At 65.7% G+C, this 15,694-nt stretch carries 16 protein-coding genes; 10 read left to right on the forward strand and 6 right to left on the reverse strand.

All coding sequences use genetic code 11. From position 1 onward, the window contains the following. Positions 1-6: 6 nt before the first annotated feature. Complete coding sequence (locus tag HDG39_RS13585) at positions 7-1,569, forward strand: class I adenylate-forming enzyme family protein (protein ID WP_184006405.1); 1,563 nt, start codon at positions 7-9, stop codon at positions 1,567-1,569. On the opposite strand, the gene xerD is transcribed toward HDG39_RS13585, so the two are convergent. Genes xerD through queG form a run of 3 tightly spaced genes read right to left on the reverse strand, consistent with a single transcriptional unit; the run spans position 1,552 to position 4,365 of the window. Next, positions 1,552-2,535: a site-specific tyrosine recombinase XerD gene (xerD, locus tag HDG39_RS13590; protein WP_184006406.1), complete on the reverse strand. Its 984-nt coding sequence runs from the start codon at positions 2,533-2,535 to the stop codon at positions 1,552-1,554. The two genes, HDG39_RS13585 and xerD, sit on opposite strands and share 18 nt — an antisense overlap. Next, on the reverse strand, positions 2,532-3,002 hold the full coding sequence (locus HDG39_RS13595) for a methylated-DNA--[protein]-cysteine S-methyltransferase (protein ID WP_184006407.1): 471 nt from the start codon (positions 3,000-3,002) through the stop codon (positions 2,532-2,534). Before HDG39_RS13595 ends, xerD begins: the two co-directional genes overlap by 4 nt. 52 nt (positions 3,003-3,054) lie before the next feature. Further along, on the reverse strand, positions 3,055-4,365 hold the full coding sequence (gene queG, locus HDG39_RS13600) for a tRNA epoxyqueuosine(34) reductase QueG (RefSeq protein ID WP_184006408.1): 1,311 nt from the start codon (positions 4,363-4,365) through the stop codon (positions 3,055-3,057). Between the two features lie 17 nt (positions 4,366-4,382). On the opposite strand from queG, the gene tsaE reads away from it, so the two are divergent. Together tsaE and HDG39_RS13610 are read left to right on the forward strand one after the other, a co-directional pair. Beyond that, positions 4,383-4,979, forward strand: a complete 597-nt coding sequence (gene tsaE / locus HDG39_RS13605) for a tRNA (adenosine(37)-N6)-threonylcarbamoyltransferase complex ATPase subunit type 1 TsaE (RefSeq protein ID WP_184006409.1) — start codon at positions 4,383-4,385, stop codon at positions 4,977-4,979. After that, complete coding sequence (locus tag HDG39_RS13610; protein WP_184006410.1) at positions 4,961-6,574, forward strand: N-acetylmuramoyl-L-alanine amidase; 1,614 nt, start codon at positions 4,961-4,963, stop codon at positions 6,572-6,574. The genes tsaE and HDG39_RS13610 overlap by 19 nt, the downstream gene beginning before the upstream one ends. An 82-nt stretch (positions 6,575-6,656) precedes the next feature. Here the strand turns inward: HDG39_RS13610 and HDG39_RS13615 are convergent, their stop codons facing one another. After that, positions 6,657-7,460 carry an EamA family transporter gene (locus HDG39_RS13615; RefSeq protein WP_184006411.1) on the reverse strand — a complete coding sequence of 268 codons (804 nt, stop codon included), beginning with the start codon at positions 7,458-7,460 and terminating at the stop codon, positions 6,657-6,659. Positions 7,461-7,627: 167 nt separating this feature from the next. Here HDG39_RS13615 and HDG39_RS13620 point away from each other — a divergent pair, with 167 nt between their 5' ends. Further along, complete coding sequence (locus HDG39_RS13620; RefSeq protein ID WP_184006412.1) at positions 7,628-8,503, forward strand: pirin family protein; 876 nt, start codon at positions 7,628-7,630, stop codon at positions 8,501-8,503. A gap of 96 nt (positions 8,504-8,599) precedes the next feature. Continuing rightward, positions 8,600-9,448 carry a thioredoxin gene (gene trxA, locus HDG39_RS13625; protein ID WP_184006413.1) on the forward strand — a complete coding sequence of 283 codons (849 nt, stop codon included), beginning with the start codon at positions 8,600-8,602 and terminating at the stop codon, positions 9,446-9,448. 68 nt (positions 9,449-9,516) lie between these two features. Here the strand turns inward: trxA and tcdA are convergent, their stop codons facing one another. Next, positions 9,517-10,374 (reverse strand): tRNA cyclic N6-threonylcarbamoyladenosine(37) synthase TcdA, encoded by an 858-nt coding sequence (gene tcdA, locus HDG39_RS13630; RefSeq protein WP_184006414.1) that lies wholly within the window; start codon positions 10,372-10,374, stop codon positions 9,517-9,519. Between the two features lie 264 nt (positions 10,375-10,638). Between tcdA and pdxH the strand changes: the two genes are divergently transcribed. The 3 genes from pdxH (at position 10,639) to HDG39_RS13645 (ending at position 14,078) form a co-directional block, all read left to right on the forward strand. Further along, a complete protein-coding gene (gene pdxH / locus HDG39_RS13635) occupies positions 10,639-11,280 on the forward strand; it encodes a pyridoxamine 5'-phosphate oxidase (protein WP_018421646.1) in 642 nt (213 codons plus the stop codon). A gap of 149 nt (positions 11,281-11,429) precedes the next feature. After that, a complete protein-coding gene (locus HDG39_RS13640) occupies positions 11,430-12,644 on the forward strand; it encodes a class I SAM-dependent methyltransferase (RefSeq protein ID WP_184006415.1) in 1,215 nt (404 codons plus the stop codon). A 96-nt stretch (positions 12,645-12,740) separates the two neighbouring features. Next, a complete protein-coding gene (locus tag HDG39_RS13645; RefSeq protein ID WP_184006416.1) occupies positions 12,741-14,078 on the forward strand; it encodes a DUF72 domain-containing protein in 1,338 nt (445 codons plus the stop codon). A 63-nt stretch (positions 14,079-14,141) separates the two neighbouring features. Here HDG39_RS13645 and msrA read toward each other — a convergent pair whose 3' ends face one another. Continuing rightward, positions 14,142-14,681: a peptide-methionine (S)-S-oxide reductase MsrA gene (gene msrA / locus HDG39_RS13650; RefSeq protein WP_184006417.1), complete on the reverse strand. Its 540-nt coding sequence runs from the start codon at positions 14,679-14,681 to the stop codon at positions 14,142-14,144. Positions 14,682-14,952: 271 nt separating this feature from the next. On the opposite strand from msrA, the gene HDG39_RS13655 reads away from it, so the two are divergent. Together HDG39_RS13655 and HDG39_RS13660 are read left to right on the forward strand one after the other, a co-directional pair. Further along, entirely contained in the window at positions 14,953-15,129 is a 177-nt protein-coding gene (locus tag HDG39_RS13655; protein WP_184006418.1) for a hypothetical protein, read from the forward strand. A gap of 51 nt (positions 15,130-15,180) precedes the next feature. Beyond that, positions 15,181-15,690 carry a flavin reductase family protein gene (locus tag HDG39_RS13660; protein WP_018421650.1) on the forward strand — a complete coding sequence of 170 codons (510 nt, stop codon included), beginning with the start codon at positions 15,181-15,183 and terminating at the stop codon, positions 15,688-15,690. Positions 15,691-15,694 lie beyond the last annotated feature (4 nt).

A 15,694-nucleotide genomic window follows, 5' to 3' on the forward strand; every position in this document is an offset into this window, starting at 1 on the left:
ACAGTGTTGAAGCAGGCTTCATCCATCCGTTCCACGATCGATATCCCCGCGCTGCTCGCCGCCCTGCCCGCGCGCATCGGCGACATCCCGGCGCTCGCCGCCGCACGCGATCCGCGGCATGTCGCGCTGATCGAAGATGCGCGCCGCCTGACCAACGCGCAACTGCGCGAGGCCGTCGATGCGGCCGCCGCGCTGCTGCGCGACTGGGGCGTGCGCGGCGGCGATCGCGTGATGATCGTCGCGGAGAACAGCATCGCGCAAATCGTGCTGCTGTTCGCGACCGCGAAGCTCGATGCGTGGGCGCTCGTGTCGAACGCCCGACTGTCGGCCGCCGAACTCGATTCGATCCGCGCGCATGCGCAACCGCGCGTCGTCGCGTATGCGCTCGAAAGCTCGCCCGACGCACGCCAGCACGCTGAGCGGCATCGAGCGACGCACGCACCCACGCTGTCGCCGGACATCGGCGCATGGTCGTATGTGGTGGACAGCAGCGTGCAAGCCGAAGCCGTCGAACCCGCCAGCGACCGCCAATGCGCGGCGCTGATCTACACGACCGGCACCACCGGCACGCCGAAAGGCGTGATGCTGTCGCATCGCAATCTGCTGTACATCGCGGCCGTGTCGAGCCGGCTGCGCCAGGTCGGGCCCGACGACGTCGTCTATGCGGTGCTGCCGATCTCGCATGTGTACGGCTTCGCGTCGATGTGCCTCGGCAGCCTGCATGCGGGCGCGACGTTGCGGCTCGCGCCGCGCTTCGTGCCGGAAGCGGTGCGCCTCGCCCTCGCCACCGAGCACGTCTCGATCTTCCAGGGCGTGCCGGCGATGCACGCGAAGCTGCTCGAACATCTGCACACGCACGGCCACGCATGGTCCGCGCCGCGACTGCGCTTCGCTTACTCGGGCGGCTCACCGCTCGCCGCCGCGCTGAAGGCGCAGGCCGAAGCGGTGTACGGTCTGCCGCTGCACAACGGCTACGGCATGACCGAAAGCAGCCCGACCGTGTCGCAGACGATGGTCGACGCGCCGCGCGCCGATTGCTCGGTCGGCGAAGTCATTCCAGGCGTCGAGGTGAAGTTCGTCGGGCTCGACGGCGCCGAAGCCGCGCCGGGCGAGATCGGCGAGCTATGGGTGCGCGGGCCGAACGTGATGCTCGGCTACTACCGCAACCCCGAGCAGACCCGCGCGACCGTCACCGAGGACGGCTGGCTGAAGACCGGCGACCTCGCGCGGCAGGCCGCGGACGGCGCGTTGCATATCGTCGGGCGCAGCAAGGAGCTGATCATCCGCTCGGGCTTCAACGTGTATCCGGCCGAGGTCGAGCACGTACTGAACGCGCATCCGCAGGTCGTGCAGTCGGCGGTGATCGGACACGCGGTCGAGGGCAACGAGGAGGTGATCGCGTTCGTCGAGCTGGTTTCCGGCGCGACGGTCACGCCCGCGGAGTTGATCGCGTGGTGCGGCGAGCGGCTCGCGCCGTATAAGCGGCCAGCCGAGCTGAGGGTGCTCGCGGCGCTGCCGGCCGCATCGACCGGCAAGATTCTCAAGCACCGGTTACGCGAGTTCGTGTGAAGCGCGCGGGCACCCGCGCGGATGATGCTGCGCATGCAGCGATTTCAGCCGCTCTCGCGCGACGTGCGTATAGATCTGCGTCGTCGAAATATCGGTGTGACCGAGCAGCAATTGCACGACGCGCAGATCCGCGCCGTGATTGAGCAGATGGGTCGCGAACGCGTGCCGCAGCGTGTGCGGCGACAACGGCGCATGGACGCCCGCGGCCTGCGCGTGTCGCTTGATGATGTTCCAGAACTGCTGGCGCGTCATGCCTTCCGCGCGTGTCGTCACGAATAGCGCATCGGCCGCGCGCGGGCCGAGGAGCGCCGGGCGCGCCTCGCGCAGATAGCGCTCGATCCACGCGTGCGCCTCTTCGCCGAACGGAACCAGCCGCTCCTTCGAGCCCTTGCCAGTGACGCGCACGACGCCTTCGTTGAGTCCCACCTCGACGGTTTTCAGCGTGACCAGTTCGGTCACGCGCAAGCCGCTCGCGTACATCAACTCGAGCATCGTGCGATCGCGCAAGCCGAGCGGCGTGTCGATGTCGGGTGCGCCGAGCAACGCTTCGACCTGGACCTCGCTCAACGTCGACGGAAATCGCGGCGGCTGCTTCGCCGAGCGGATGCGCAAGGTCGGATCGGCGGCCGCGCGATGCTCGCGCACCGCCCACGCGTAATAGCGGCGAAACACCGACAGCCGGCGGTTCGCCGAGGTCGCCTTGTCCTTTTGCCGCGCCGCGCTGTAGGCGCTCAGGTCGGCTTCGCTCGCGGTGTCGAGCGAAGCGTTGCGCACGTGCGCGAGCCATTCGCAGAAGAGCCGCAAGTCGCGGCGATACGCGTCGAGCGTGTTGCGCGACAGGCCATGTTCGAGCCACAGCGCGTCGCAGAAGGCGTCGATCGATGCGGAGCTGGTCAGCAGCAGCGGTGATGCGGCGGCTGTGTCTTCGACGTGTACAGCGGTATCGGTGGTGGTGCTCGTGCTCATACGTACGGCACACCTTCATGCGCGAGCAACCAGCGCTTCACGTTGCGGAAGAAGCCGTCGCCGCCATCGCGCGCGAAGCCGCCGATGCCGCTCGAACTCACCACGCGGTGACACGGAATCACGATCGGAAAGAAATTGGCGCCGCACGCCTGGCCGACCGCGCGCGGCACGCTGCCGAGCTGCTTGGCGAGTTGTCCGTAAGTCAGCACGACGCCGGGCGGGATGTCGCTGATCGCCTGCCACACGCGCCGCTGGAACGCGGTGCCGCACTCGGCGAGCGGCAGCTCGAACTTCGCTGACGCGTGCTCGAAATAACGCTCGATCTGTTCGGCCACCTCGCGTGCGAGCGGCGTGTCGGGCGCGACGTTGGGCGTCGAGTCGGGCAGATAGACGATCTCGCGCACGGCTTCGCCTTCGAGCCGGATGCCGATCTTGCCGAACGGCGCATCGATCACTGCGTTGAACATGATTGCCTGCTCCTCTAGCGTGCCAGATTGCCGGCACCGAATTGCCACGACTTTACGCCGCTTCGAGCGCCCACTCCACATGCTCGCGCACGACCGCAGACGGATCGTCGGCTCGCTGCCTCAAAGCCAGCACGATCGCGCCACGGGCATCGAGGTCGAGACTTCCGGGCGCGGCACGCAACGCGTTACCCATGCCGACCGCGAGATTGCGCAGCCAGCTCTCGTAGCCGATGCGGCGAATCGCGCTGCCCTGCATGCGCGTATCGAATTCCTCGGCGCTCCACGCGAACAGTTCGACCAGCGACGCGCGATCGAGCCCGTGCCGCACGTCGAAATCGGCGACCGGTGCGGCCTGCGCGAACTTGTTCCAGGGACACACGAGCTGGCAATCGTCACAGCCGTACACCCGATTGCCGATCAGCGGCCGCAGGTCGAGCGGAATACTGCCCTTCAGCTCGATCGTCAGATACGAGATGCAACGCCGCGCGTCGACCTTGTACGGCGCGACGATCGCACCGGTCGGACAGGCGCCGATGCAGCGCGCGCAGCTGCCGCAATGCGAGCCCGGCGTTTCGGGCGCGGCCTCGGGCGAGGTTTCGGCGTCGGTCGGCAGCGGCACGTCGACATAGATCTCGCCGAGGAAAAACAGCGAGCCGGCGTCGCGCTGCAGCAGCAATGTGTGCTTGCCGCGCCAGCCGATGCCGGCCTTCTGCGCGAGCTCGACTTCGAGCACCGGCGCCGAATCGGTGAACACGCGATGGCCGAACGGCCCGATCGCCGCTTCGATCCGGTCGGCCAGTTGTTGCAGGCGCTGACGCATCACCTTGTGATAGTCGCGGCCGCGCGCGTAGATCGACACGACCGCCGTCGACGGGTCCGCGAGCCGCGCGTGCTCGGCCGCGCGCCAGTCGCGCGCGCGGGGTGTCGCGCGTGAGGCGGGTTGCGTTACGTCTTGCGACACGCTTTCAGGCGCGCTTTCATGGCCCCCTTCATGCGCCCCTTCAGCCGCCTCTGCTTCCAGCGTCTGCGCAGGCAAATAGGCGATGCGCGCGGTGACCACGCGTCGCGTGCCGGCCACAAGCTCGGCCGGCCGCGCGCGTTTCATGCCGTGTTTGGCCATATAATCCATCTCGCCGTGGCAACCCGCTTCGAGCCACGCTGCAAGCGGCGCTTCGGCGGCCGACAGATCGGTATCGCTAATGCCGATCGCCCCGAAACCGAGTTCACGGCCCCACGTCTTGATGTCGAGCGCGAGCGCACTAAGCGCCGCCTCGTCGAAACGGGACGTTGCACCAGAAGCTCGCGCGGCATCATCGGCCGATGCGGGCGTGCAGAAAACAGGGGACTTCGGACTTCGGTTCATCACGCCATTTTACGAGAATGCCTGTCAATCCCGATCACGCGCTCCTACCGTCCGCTCCCGTGCTGCTCGAACGCTCTTTCGCGCTCGCGGACGAAGCCGCCACGCAGGCGTTCGGCGCGCGCTTCGCACAGGCGATCGAAAGCGTGCGCGCGGCCTCGCATCAGGCACAGCCAGCCCAGCCTGGCGCTGTCAGCAGCCTCGCGTTCCACGGCTTGCAAGTCCAACTCGTCGGCGATCTCGGCGCCGGCAAAACCACGCTCGTGCGCGCGACCTTGCGCGGCCTCGGCCACACCGGCCGCGTGCGCAGTCCGACCTACACGCTCGTCGAACCGTATGTGCTCGAGCGGCCCGCCGGGGAACTCGCGCTCTATCACTTCGATCTGTACAGATTCACCGATCCGGCCGAATGGGCCGACGCGGGCTTTCGCGAATATTTCGACAGCGGCGCGGTCTGCCTCGTCGAATGGCCGCAACGCGCGGGACCGCTGCTCGGCGTGCCGGATCTCGTCTTCTCGCTCGGGCTCGTCGGCAACACAGAAGCAAACGCGGACGCACGCGTACTCGTCGCACGCGCTTATAGCGAATCAGGAAAGGCATGTCTCGAAAGATGTTAATCAAACCATTCCATTCGATCGAATCGGCGGCGGGCGCAACGCATAACTGGCGGCGCCGGCAGATCCTGCGCGCGGGTGCGTCGACGCTGGTGCTCGGCCTCGTCGCTCCGCGTCTCGCGTTTGCGAGCTCGGTGCTCGGCGTGCGCGTGTGGCCCGCGCGCGACTACACGCGCGTGACGATCGAATCCGATCAGCCGCTGCAGAACACGCAGCAGTTGTTGCAGGGACCGGACCGGCTCGTCGTCGATCTGAACGGCCTCGATCTCGATCAGGCACTCAAGGAACTGGTGTCGAAGATCACGCCGAACGATCCGCAGATTTCGTCGGTGCGGGTCGGGCAGTATCAGCCGCACGTCGTGCGCATGGTGTTCGACCTGAAGGGCTCGGTGAAGCCGCAGGTGTTCGCGCTGCCGCCGGTCGGCGCGTACAAGTACCGGCTCGTGTTCGACCTGTATCCCGCTGTCGCGCCCGATCCGCTGATGGATCTGCTCGCGCAGACCGAGCGCAAGCAGCAGGCGCTCAACGAAGAAAACAGCGCGCCGCCCGCGACGCTTGCCGGCCCCGGCACTGCGCCGCCCGTCGACAACAGCGAAGCGTTCTTCGAGCACTACGCGCAGAACGGTGGCGCCGGCAATGGCGCCGCGGGCGTACCGCATCCGCCCACGCATGGCACGACGGCGCCGTCCGCGCCGGTCATTGCCGGCAGGCAGGCGGCGCCGGCCGCGCCCTCCGCGCCGCCTGCCGCACTCGCGCGCAACAAGGGTGGCAACGCCAACGGCAACAGCAACAGCGCCGCACGCGGTCTCGACAGCAACAACGACAACCTCGGCGACAGCGGCGACACCTACGCATTCACCACACCGAAGTCGAGCCGCGGCAACACCGTGCGACTGCTCACCGTCGCAATCGATCCGGGTCATGGCGGCGAGGACCCGGGCGCGATCGGCGGCGCAGGCACCTACGAGAAGCACGTCGCGCTCGACATCGCGAAGAAGCTGCGCGCGAAGATCGACGCGCAGCCGAACATGCGCGCGATGATGACGCGCGACGCCGACTTCTTCGTGCCGCTGAACGTGCGCGTGCAGAAAGCGCGCCGCGTCGGCGCGGACCTGTTCGTGTCGATCCACGCGGACGCGTTCACGACGCCCGAGGCGAAGGGCTCGTCGGTGTTCGCGCTGTCGGAGCACGGCGCTTCGAGCGCGGCCGCGCGCTGGATGGCGAACAAGGAGAACTCGTCGGATCTGATCGGCGGCATCAACATCAAGTCCGCCGACGCCACCGTGAATCGCGCACTGTTCGACATGTCGACCACCGCGCAGATTCGCGACTCGATGCGCTACGGCAACTTCGTGCTCAAAGAGATCGGCGACATCAACAAGCTGCACAAGGGCTCGGTCGAGCAGGCCGGCTTCGCGGTGCTGAAGGCGCCGGACATTCCGTCGATCCTCGTCGAGACCGCGTTCATCAGCAATCCGGACGAAGAGCGCCGCCTGAACGACGACGCGTATCGCGAAAGGATGGCCAACGCGATCCTGACCGGCATCAAGCGCTATTTCGCGGCGAATCCGCCGCTCGCAAAGGGCCGCATGACGTGATGTCGGCACGCACGAGCCAATCACAAAACGGCCCTCCGGCCGTTTTGTGATTCACGCTCGCAACCCGTGGCGCAACGGTTGCTCAGCGTGCCGGCATCAAGCGCCGCACGACCCAGCCGCCGAACACGTTGACCGCGAGCCCCGCCATCACGAGCAACGCGCCCGCCACCTGCATCGCAGACAGTTGCTCGCCGAGCAGCAGCGACGCCGACGCGAGTCCGACGATTGGCACCAGCAGCGAGAACGGCGCGACCTGGCTCGCCGGATAGCGCGACAGCAGACGGCTCCACAAGCCATAGCCGACCAGCGTCGCGATAAACGCCAGATAGACGATCGCGAAGATCGACAGCGCGCTGATACCGGTCAACGCGGCGGCGATCTCGCGCGGCCCTTCGAACACGAACGACGCCGCGAAAAACGGCAGCGGCGGAATCAGGCTCCCCCACACGACGAGTCCGACCAGATCGACCTTGCCGACCTTCTTCGTAACGATGTTGCCGAGTGCCCACATGCACGCGGCGATCAGCAGACCCGCGACGTTCGGCAAACGGAAGCGCTCGTGCAGAAACAGCGCCGCGAAGATCAGCGTGAAAAACGCCTGCGCCTGAAGCACCAGCGATGCGAGCCCCGCCGGCATGCCGACGTACATCGCCGAGAACAGGAACGCGAATTGCCCGAACGAGATCGTCGCGCCGTAGGCGAACAGCCACCGCCACGGCATCTGCGGCCGCTTGACGAAAAACACCGCCGGCACCGCGGCGAGCGTAAAGCGCAGCGCGCCGAGCAGCATCGGCGGCACGCCATGCAGGCCGACCTTGATCACGACGAAATTGACGCCCCACGCAAGCACGACGATCAGCGCGAGCAGCAAGTCCCTGGGCGACATCCGGCTCTCCAATGAAACGGTGCAATCTGGCAGTGTAACGGAGGCCGCAAATTCGCTTCGTTGCGCCCGCTCGTGGCGAGCGTGCGCCGTTGCCGTCGGCAGCGCGCGACGCGCAGTAGAATCGATCATTCCAGCCTTCTCCTTCCACTTTCCCGTCGAGCCTGCCCATGACTTCCTCGATCAAAGCGGTCCTCAAACCGCACTTACGCGACATCGGCAATCTGACCGTGCGGCGCGTGCTGCCTGCGATGGCGGCGCGCCTCGTCGGCCCGTTCATTTTCTTCGACCACATGGGCCCCGCGACCCTCGAACCCGGCAGCGGCCTCGACGTGCGCCCGCATCCGCATATCGGCCTCGCGACCGTCACCTATCTGTTCGACGGCGCGATCATGCATCGCGACAGCCTCGGCTCCGAGCAGAAGATCGTCCCCGGCGACGTCAACTGGATGACGGCCGGGCGCGGCATCGTCCATTCGGAGCGAACGCCGCCGGAAGACCGCGCGCGCGGCCAGACGGTTCATGGCATCCAGACCTGGGTCGCACTGCCGCTCGCCGATGAAGACGCCGAGCCGTCGTTCACGCATCATGCGGCGGCGACCTTGCCGGTCGTCGAGCGCAACGGCGTGACGCTGCGCGTGATCGCGGGCACCGCATTCGGCGCGGTGTCGCCGGTCGCGACGTTTTCGGGCACGCTGTACGTCGCCGCCGACTTCACGCCGGGCAGCGCGTTCGCGCTCGAACCGGAGCACGAGGAGCGCGGCGTGTATCTGGTGGAAGGCGATCTGGAAATCGACGGCACGCCGCTCGAAGCGGCCGAGATGGCCGTGCTCGCGCTCGACGAAACCGTCACGCTCGCGAGCACGCACGGCGCGCGCGTGATGCTGCTCGGCGGCGAGAAGCTCGACGGCGAGCGCTTCATCGAATGGAATTTCGTCGCGAGCTCGCGCGAGAAGATCGAAGCCGCGAAGCTCGCGTGGACCAATCAGGAAATGGGCCACGTGCCCGGCGAAACCGAATGGATTCCGCTGCCGCAGCGCAAGTGACGGCGTCGGGCCCGCGCGCGAATCACCGCATTGAATTCGCGCGATTCGGCCCCACCTAGTGCCTGTTCACAAACCGTTTCTATCGACGAGGACGCAATGGACACCACTCTGGCCACTTTCGAACAGGACGTCATCAAGGCGTCGATGCTGGCCCCCGTGCTGGTCGATTTCTGGGCGCCGTGGTGCGGCCCCTGCAAGAGTCTCGGCCCGATGCTCGAAAAGCTCGAAGCCGAAGCCGCCGGCAAATGGAAGCTCGTGAAGGTCAACGTGGACGAGAACCACGAACTGGCCGCGCACTTCCAGGTGCGCAGCATTCCGCACGTGATCGCGTTCGCCGACGGCCAGGCCGTCGATCAGTTCGTCGGCGTGCTGACGGAAGGACAGCTGCGCGAGTTCCTCGACCGGCTCGTGCCGCAAGGGGCGCCGGCCGCGCGCATCGAAGCGCAGACCGCGCTCGCCGAAGGCCGGCGCGACGACGCCTACGACCTGCTGCAAGCGGCACTCGCTTACGACCCGGGCTTCGACGACGCGCGTATGGACCGCATCGAGTTACTGCTCGAAGACAACCGCGCCGATGAGGCGCGCAACGAAGTCGATCTGCTGTCGCCGAAAACCACGCAAGGCATCGACGCGCGTTTCAACGCGATCAAGACGCGGCTCGACGCGGTGGACGCCGCCGCGGACCTGCCGCCCACCGATGCGCTCGAGGCGCGTGTCGCCGGCAACCCCGACGATCTCGAAGCACGCTTCGATCTCGCGAATGCGTTTATCGCGCGACGCAAATACGCGCAGGCGCTCGAACATCTGCTCGCGATCGTGCAACGCGACCGCACGTTCCGCGACGATATCGGCCGCAAGACGATGTTGTCCGTGTTCGATCTGGCCGCGCATCAGCCGGAGCTGGTGTCGCAGTGGCGGCGCAGGCTGAGCGCGTCGTTGTATTGATCGATTGTGATGTTTTGCCCGATGGCAGCCTGGGTCAGAGCGGTTGAAACCGCCGCCCGGGTTGCCACCTAAACCGTCGCCTTCTTCGCCAGCGCCCGCAACACAAACGCCGCGGCCGCAAAACCAAAGCTCGCGGTTACGCACACGCTGGAGCCAAACCCCGCGCAGTTCAAGCCGACCGGCCCAGTATGTCCCGGCGACGTGCTCACGTGCTCGGCTTCTTCATCGATATCGCAGACGGCCGCTTCCGGATAGATCAACGGCTCGTCGGAATACACGGCGCTCACCTTGAACTTCGCCTTCGGCCCGCGCGGAAAGTCATGCTGCTTGCGCAACTGCCCGCGCACCTTCGACAGCAGCGGGTCCTGGATCGTCAGCGCGAGATCGTCGATGCGGATCCGCGTCGGGTCGAGCTGACCGCCCGCGCCGCCGACCGTGATCAGCGGCTGCTTGCGCTCGACGCACCATGCGATCAGCGCGGTCTTCGTGCGCACGCTGTCGATCGCGTCGATCACATAGTCGAAGCCGCCGCCGAGCGTGGCCGCGAAATTGTCCGGCTCGACGAAGTCCTCGATCAGCCGCACCTCGCAGTACGGATTGATTGCCGCGATGCGTTCGGCCATCGCTTCGACCTTCGGTTTTCCATAGTTGCCGTCGAGCGCGTGAATCTGCCGGTTCGTGTTGCTTTCCGCGACGTTGTCGAGATCGATCAGCGTCAGCGTGCCGAGCGCGCTGCGCGCAAGCGCCTCCGCGACCCACGACCCCACCCCGCCGATGCCGATCACCGCGACGTGCGCACCCTCGAATGCGGCGAGCGCGGGCGCGCCATACAGACGGGCGATGCCGCCGAAACGGCGCGCGCGGTCGGCGGTTTCGTTCGCGTCGAGGCTGGTAGTAAGATCGGATTGCGCGGCGGTGCTGGACATGATGGCAGGGCTCGAAAACACAGGCGGAACAAAGCAGGCGGTGGCGCTTTGGCAAATCGCCTTGGCAAATTGCTTTGGCAAATGGGGCGCGCAGCCCGTATTTTGCCTGAACACGTGCAAACAGCCGCGCAGGACCACGAGCAGCGACGCAGCGTTGCAGGCTTGCGCTGGCGCAACATGCGCCGCGCCATACGTTGCTCCGCTCACGCGCAAAAACCTGACGCCTTAGCTATACTTGGCCCACTGTAGCGTTCGCATAAGAACATGATCTCACTCGCCGAGCTTCGAAAAAACTACTCGCTGGGCTCACTGGACGTTGCCGACGTCAACCACGATCCGTTCCGTCAATTCGACACGTGGTTCCAGCAGGCCATCGACGCCAAGCTGCCCGAGCCGAATGCAATGACGCTGGCCACGGTCGACGCGCGCGGCCGGCCTTCGGCACGCATCGTGCTCATCAAGGGCGTCGACGAGCGTGGTTTCGTGTTCTTCACCAACTATGAAAGCCGCAAGGGCCGCGAACTGAGCGCGAACCCCTACGCGAGCCTGCTGTTTCACTGGATCGAACTCGAACGCCAGGTGCGCATCGAGGGTCGCGTCGTCAAAACGAGCGAGGCAGACAGTGACGCGTATTTCGCGTCTCGTCCGCTCGGCTCGCGGATCGGCGCATGGGCATCGAATCAGAGTCAGGTGATTGAAAGCCGTTCGCAGCTTGAAGTACGCGAACGCGAAATCAGCCTGCAATACGGCGAAAATCCTCCGCGTCCGCCGCACTGGGGTGGCTACCGTCTGGTGCCCGACGCGATCGAATTCTGGCAGGGGCGGCCGTCTCGGCTGCACGATCGGCTGCTTTTCACGCGCGCGGAAGAAAGCGCCAACTGGCTGATCGCACGTCTGTCGCCCTGACCGGTCGATGACCGGACGAATGAGGCCGGCGGCGGCGCCAACGTAGCGGCGCGCGCCGGCGGGATTGCGTTGCGCGGCCCGCGGAATGCGCCGCGCCATGTCGCGATCCACATAGCTTTGCTTTAAATCAACGAACACGGAGAGATCACATGTTCTGGGAGAAAAAGCTGGCGCAGTGGGTTGAAGATGTCAAAACCACAGCTAACCTGCCCGCACGCCTCGTGCTGTGGGACGGTCAGCAACACGACTTCGGGCAGTTCGCCGCGCCCCGGGTCACGCTACACGTGAAGAGCGCAACCGCGCTGCCCTATTTGCTCGAACCGAGCCTCGACAATCTTGGCGAAGCCTATGTCAAAGGCAAGATCGACATCGAGGGCAAGCTGTCGGACATCATCAATATCGGCTATCAGCTCGCGCGCAGCACCGTGACGAGCGCTGGCAAGCTCGCGCGCGTGCGGCGCTACTTCAATCACTCGAAGACGTCGGATAAGAAAGCGATCCAGTATCACTACGACGTGTCGAACGAGTTCTACAAGTTGTGGCTCGACGAGAACATGGTCTACTCGTGCGCGTACTTCGAGACCGGCACCGAAGACCTCGCGACCGCGCAGCTGAAGAAAATCGATCACATTCTGACCAAAATCCAGTTGCAGCCCGGGCAGCGTCTGCTCGACATCGGCTGCGGCTGGGGCGCGCTCGTGCTGCGCGCCGCGCAGAAGTTCGGCGCGAAGTGCGTCGGTGTCACGCTGTCGCAGAACCAGTTCGACCTCGCCACCGCGCGCGTGAAAGCGGCGGGCCTCGAAAACCAGATCGAAATCCGCCTGCAGGATTATCGCGACGTGCAGGGACAGTTCGATCGCATCACGAGCGTCGGCATGTTCGAGCACGTCGGCCGCAAGAACCTGCCCGGCTATTTCCACAAGATGCACGATCTGCTCGCCGACGACGGCATCGCGATGAACCACGGCATCACGTCGAGCGACGCCGATAGCGGCGAAACCGCGCTCGGTGGCGGCGAGTTCATCGATCGCTTCGTGTTCCCGGACGGCGAGCTGCCGCACATCAGCCTCGCGCTCGAAGCGATGCAGCGCGGTGGGCTCGAAGCGGTTGACGTCGAAAGCCTGCGCCGTCACTATGCGCACACGCTCGATATCTGGGCGGAAAATTTCGAAGCCCGCGCGGACCAGGCGCGCAAGCTCGTCGACGACGAAAAATTCCGCATCTGGCGCGTGTATCTGGCCGGCTGCGCGTATGCGTTCGAAAACGACGACGTGTCGATTTTCCAGGTGGTGTGCCGCAAAGCCGGCCGCAGCGCGAAAACCCTGCCGTGGTCGCGCCGCTACATGTACGAAAAACCGCTGTGACCCGGCTGTGACCCGGTTTGTGACCGGTCGCGCCGCGGCGGCGTGCATGAAGCGCGCGCCGCGGCGCAATTCTGATGAACAGCAGGCCGGACATTGATGGACCAGAGCAGGACGAGTGACGTTGAAGAGCCGTTGAACGGCAAGGACGGCAGCGCGGACGATGCGGTGCATCAGGCCACGCAGCAGTTCGATCTGTTCGGGATGCCGGTGGAGGCCGCGGCAGAAGCGCCGGCCATGTCCGCACGTGAAGCCGATTCGGCCGCAAGCGCTGCCGCGCAGCCAGAGCACAAGCGCACGCCGAAGACCGCAATATCCAATCCCCCCGCGTCGTTGTTCGAAGACGACACCCCGCCCGACAGCCCCGCTCCTGAACCAGACTGCGCCCTGGTCTCCGCCGACGCCCCGAAAAAGCGCCGCAGCCGCGACGTGCTCGCTGCACCGCCGTCGCCGGAACTGCTCGCGCTCGCGGCGCAATTGCCGCCGCAGATCCACCTCGGCACGTCGACATGGTCGTTCCCGGGTTGGACAGGCATCGTCTACGGCGACGACTACAGCAACAGCAAACTGTCGCGCGAGGGCTTGAATGCGTACGGCGCACATCCGCTGCTGAAGACGGTCAGCATCGACCGCTCGTTCTACCAGGCGTTGACGGTCACCGAATACCTGCGCTACGCGCAGCAGGTGCCCGAGCACTTCCGCTTCATCGTCAAGGCGCCGATGACGATCACCGATGCCACCGTGCGCGCCGAGCGCGGCGAGCCGGTGTCGCTGAACCCGTGCTTCCTGAACGCGCAGATGGCGATCGACGATTTCGTCACGCCCTGCCTCGAAGGCCTCGGCGCAAAGGCCGGCGCGCTGGTGTTCCAGTTTTCGCCGCTGCCGGATCAAATGCTTGCGCAGCCGGCCGTATTCATCGAGCGTCTGGGAGAGTTTTTCGACGCGCTGCCCGGGCTGCCCGACGGCAGTTGCTACGCGGTCGAGATTCGCGACGCGAGCCTGCTCACGCCGCGCTTCATCCGCATGCTGAAGACAGCTGGCGTGCGCTACTGCGTCGGCATTCACGCGCGGATGCCCGATCCGCTGCGCCAGGCCGCGGCGCTCGCGCTGCTCGATGGCGAGCCGGCCGGTCCGCTGATCGTGCGCTGGAGCCTGCACGGCGGTTTCAGATACGAACAGGCGAAGGCGAAGTACGAGCCGTTCAACCGGCTCGTCGACGAAGATCCGGCGACGCGCGCGTCGCTCGCCGCGCTGGCCGCGCGCTACGCGCTCGCTGGTCAGCCGGTCGTGATCGCGGTCAACAACAAGGCGGAGGGATCGGCGCCGCTCAGCTGCGTGAAACTGGCCGAAGAAATCGTCGAAGCCTGCGTGCGTGTCACGCAGGGACACGGCGATAACGGCGACGAGGCGCCATCGCGAGCACAGGAACCGCAGTGACGAACAGCAGCGGACGGTCTTACGCATCCGCCCGTTGCCGACTCCAAACCTCGCGCTGCGCCGTTAACCCGCCTTGATCCGATGCGCGAACTTCTGGCGGAATTTCGCGACTTTCGGCGCTACCACGAACGAGCAGTAGCCCTGATTCGGATGCTGCGCGAAATAGTTCTGGTGATAAGCCTCGGCGGGCCAGTAGTTGTCGCCGAGCGGCAGCACCTCGGTCACGAGCTTGCCGTCGTAAATGCGCTGTTCGCCGATCTCGCGAATCGCCTGCAGCGCGGTTTCGTGTTGCGCGTCGGAATGCGTGAAGATCACCGAGCGGTATTGCGTGCCGACGTCGTTGCCCTGCCGGTTCAGCTGGGTCGGATCGTGGATCGCGAATAAGATGTCGAGAATCTCACGATAGCTGATCTTAGCCGGATCGAAGTCGACCTTGACCACTTCCGCGTGGCCGGTGTCGCCGTCGCAGACCTGCTCGTAGCTCGGATGGCGCGTGTGACCGCCCGCATAACCCGACTCCACCGCATTGACGCCCTCGACGCCCAGATACACCGCTTCGAGGCACCAGAAACATCCACCGCCGAGCGTTGCCGTCTCGTTCATAAGCTTCACCCCTGGATCAGATTCACACAATGATCGGCAGCCGGCCTGCGCAGCGCCGCCGTATCTGCCACCGCATCCGAATATATGGCCGAAAGCGCGTTCCGAAAGGCGCAGTCAGGCATGAGTCAGGCACCCGTCGCGCAATGACCGCAAATTCGGCCGTGCAGATATCGAGTATAGAAACGCCGGCACGCGACGGGTGAATAACCGTGCCTAACCCACGCAAGCGCCACGCCCGCACCTCGATCCAGCACGATCGGTAAATTTTCGCGTGCAGCCTTTCGAGGAGATCGTCGATGCAACCGGCCGGCTGCCACGCGCCGCACGCATCGTCGTGCGGCGCGCGCGGCGATTGCAGTTAAAATTGGCAGAAATCAACGATTTTCACCATGACTTTCGAAACATCCGCTTCCCGCCGCGCGGGTATACGCTTCAATTCGCGCCTTGATTCGCGCTGCAGTCGTTCTTTCACACGGCGAGCGACGGGGGCCTCGCCCCGATGAAGCGCGCGAGCCCACCCAACTTCGACCCGTCCGCGTTCAAACAGGCGCTCAGCCAGTTCGCGACCGGCGTCACCGTGATCACGACGCGCGCCGCGTCCGGCCAACTGATCGGCATCACGGCCAGTTCGTTCAACTCGGTGTCGCTCTCTCCGCCGCTCGTGTTGTGGAGTCTCGCGACGCGCTCCGCATCGATGCCGGTGTTCCGCGCCAACAGTCACTACGTGATCAATGTGTTGGCCTCGACACAGCTCGATCTGTGCAAGCGCTTCGCGACCGTGAAGGGCGACCGCTTTGAGGGCGTGTCGCACGCGGCGGGCGACACCGGCATGCCGGTGCTCGACGGCGCACTCGCGTGGTTCGAATGCCATAACCGCAGCCGCTACGAGGAAGGCGACCACGTGATTTTCGTCGGCGAAGTGGAGCGCTGCGGTGTGCATGAAAATGCCGCGGACATGCTGCCGCTCGTGTTCCAGAACGCGCAGTTCCACGGCCTGAAGCCGCTTTGAGCGG

This window comes from Paraburkholderia lebeckiae, assembly GCF_014201005.1.
Lineage (GTDB): Bacteria > Pseudomonadota > Gammaproteobacteria > Burkholderiales > Burkholderiaceae > Paraburkholderia > Paraburkholderia tuberum.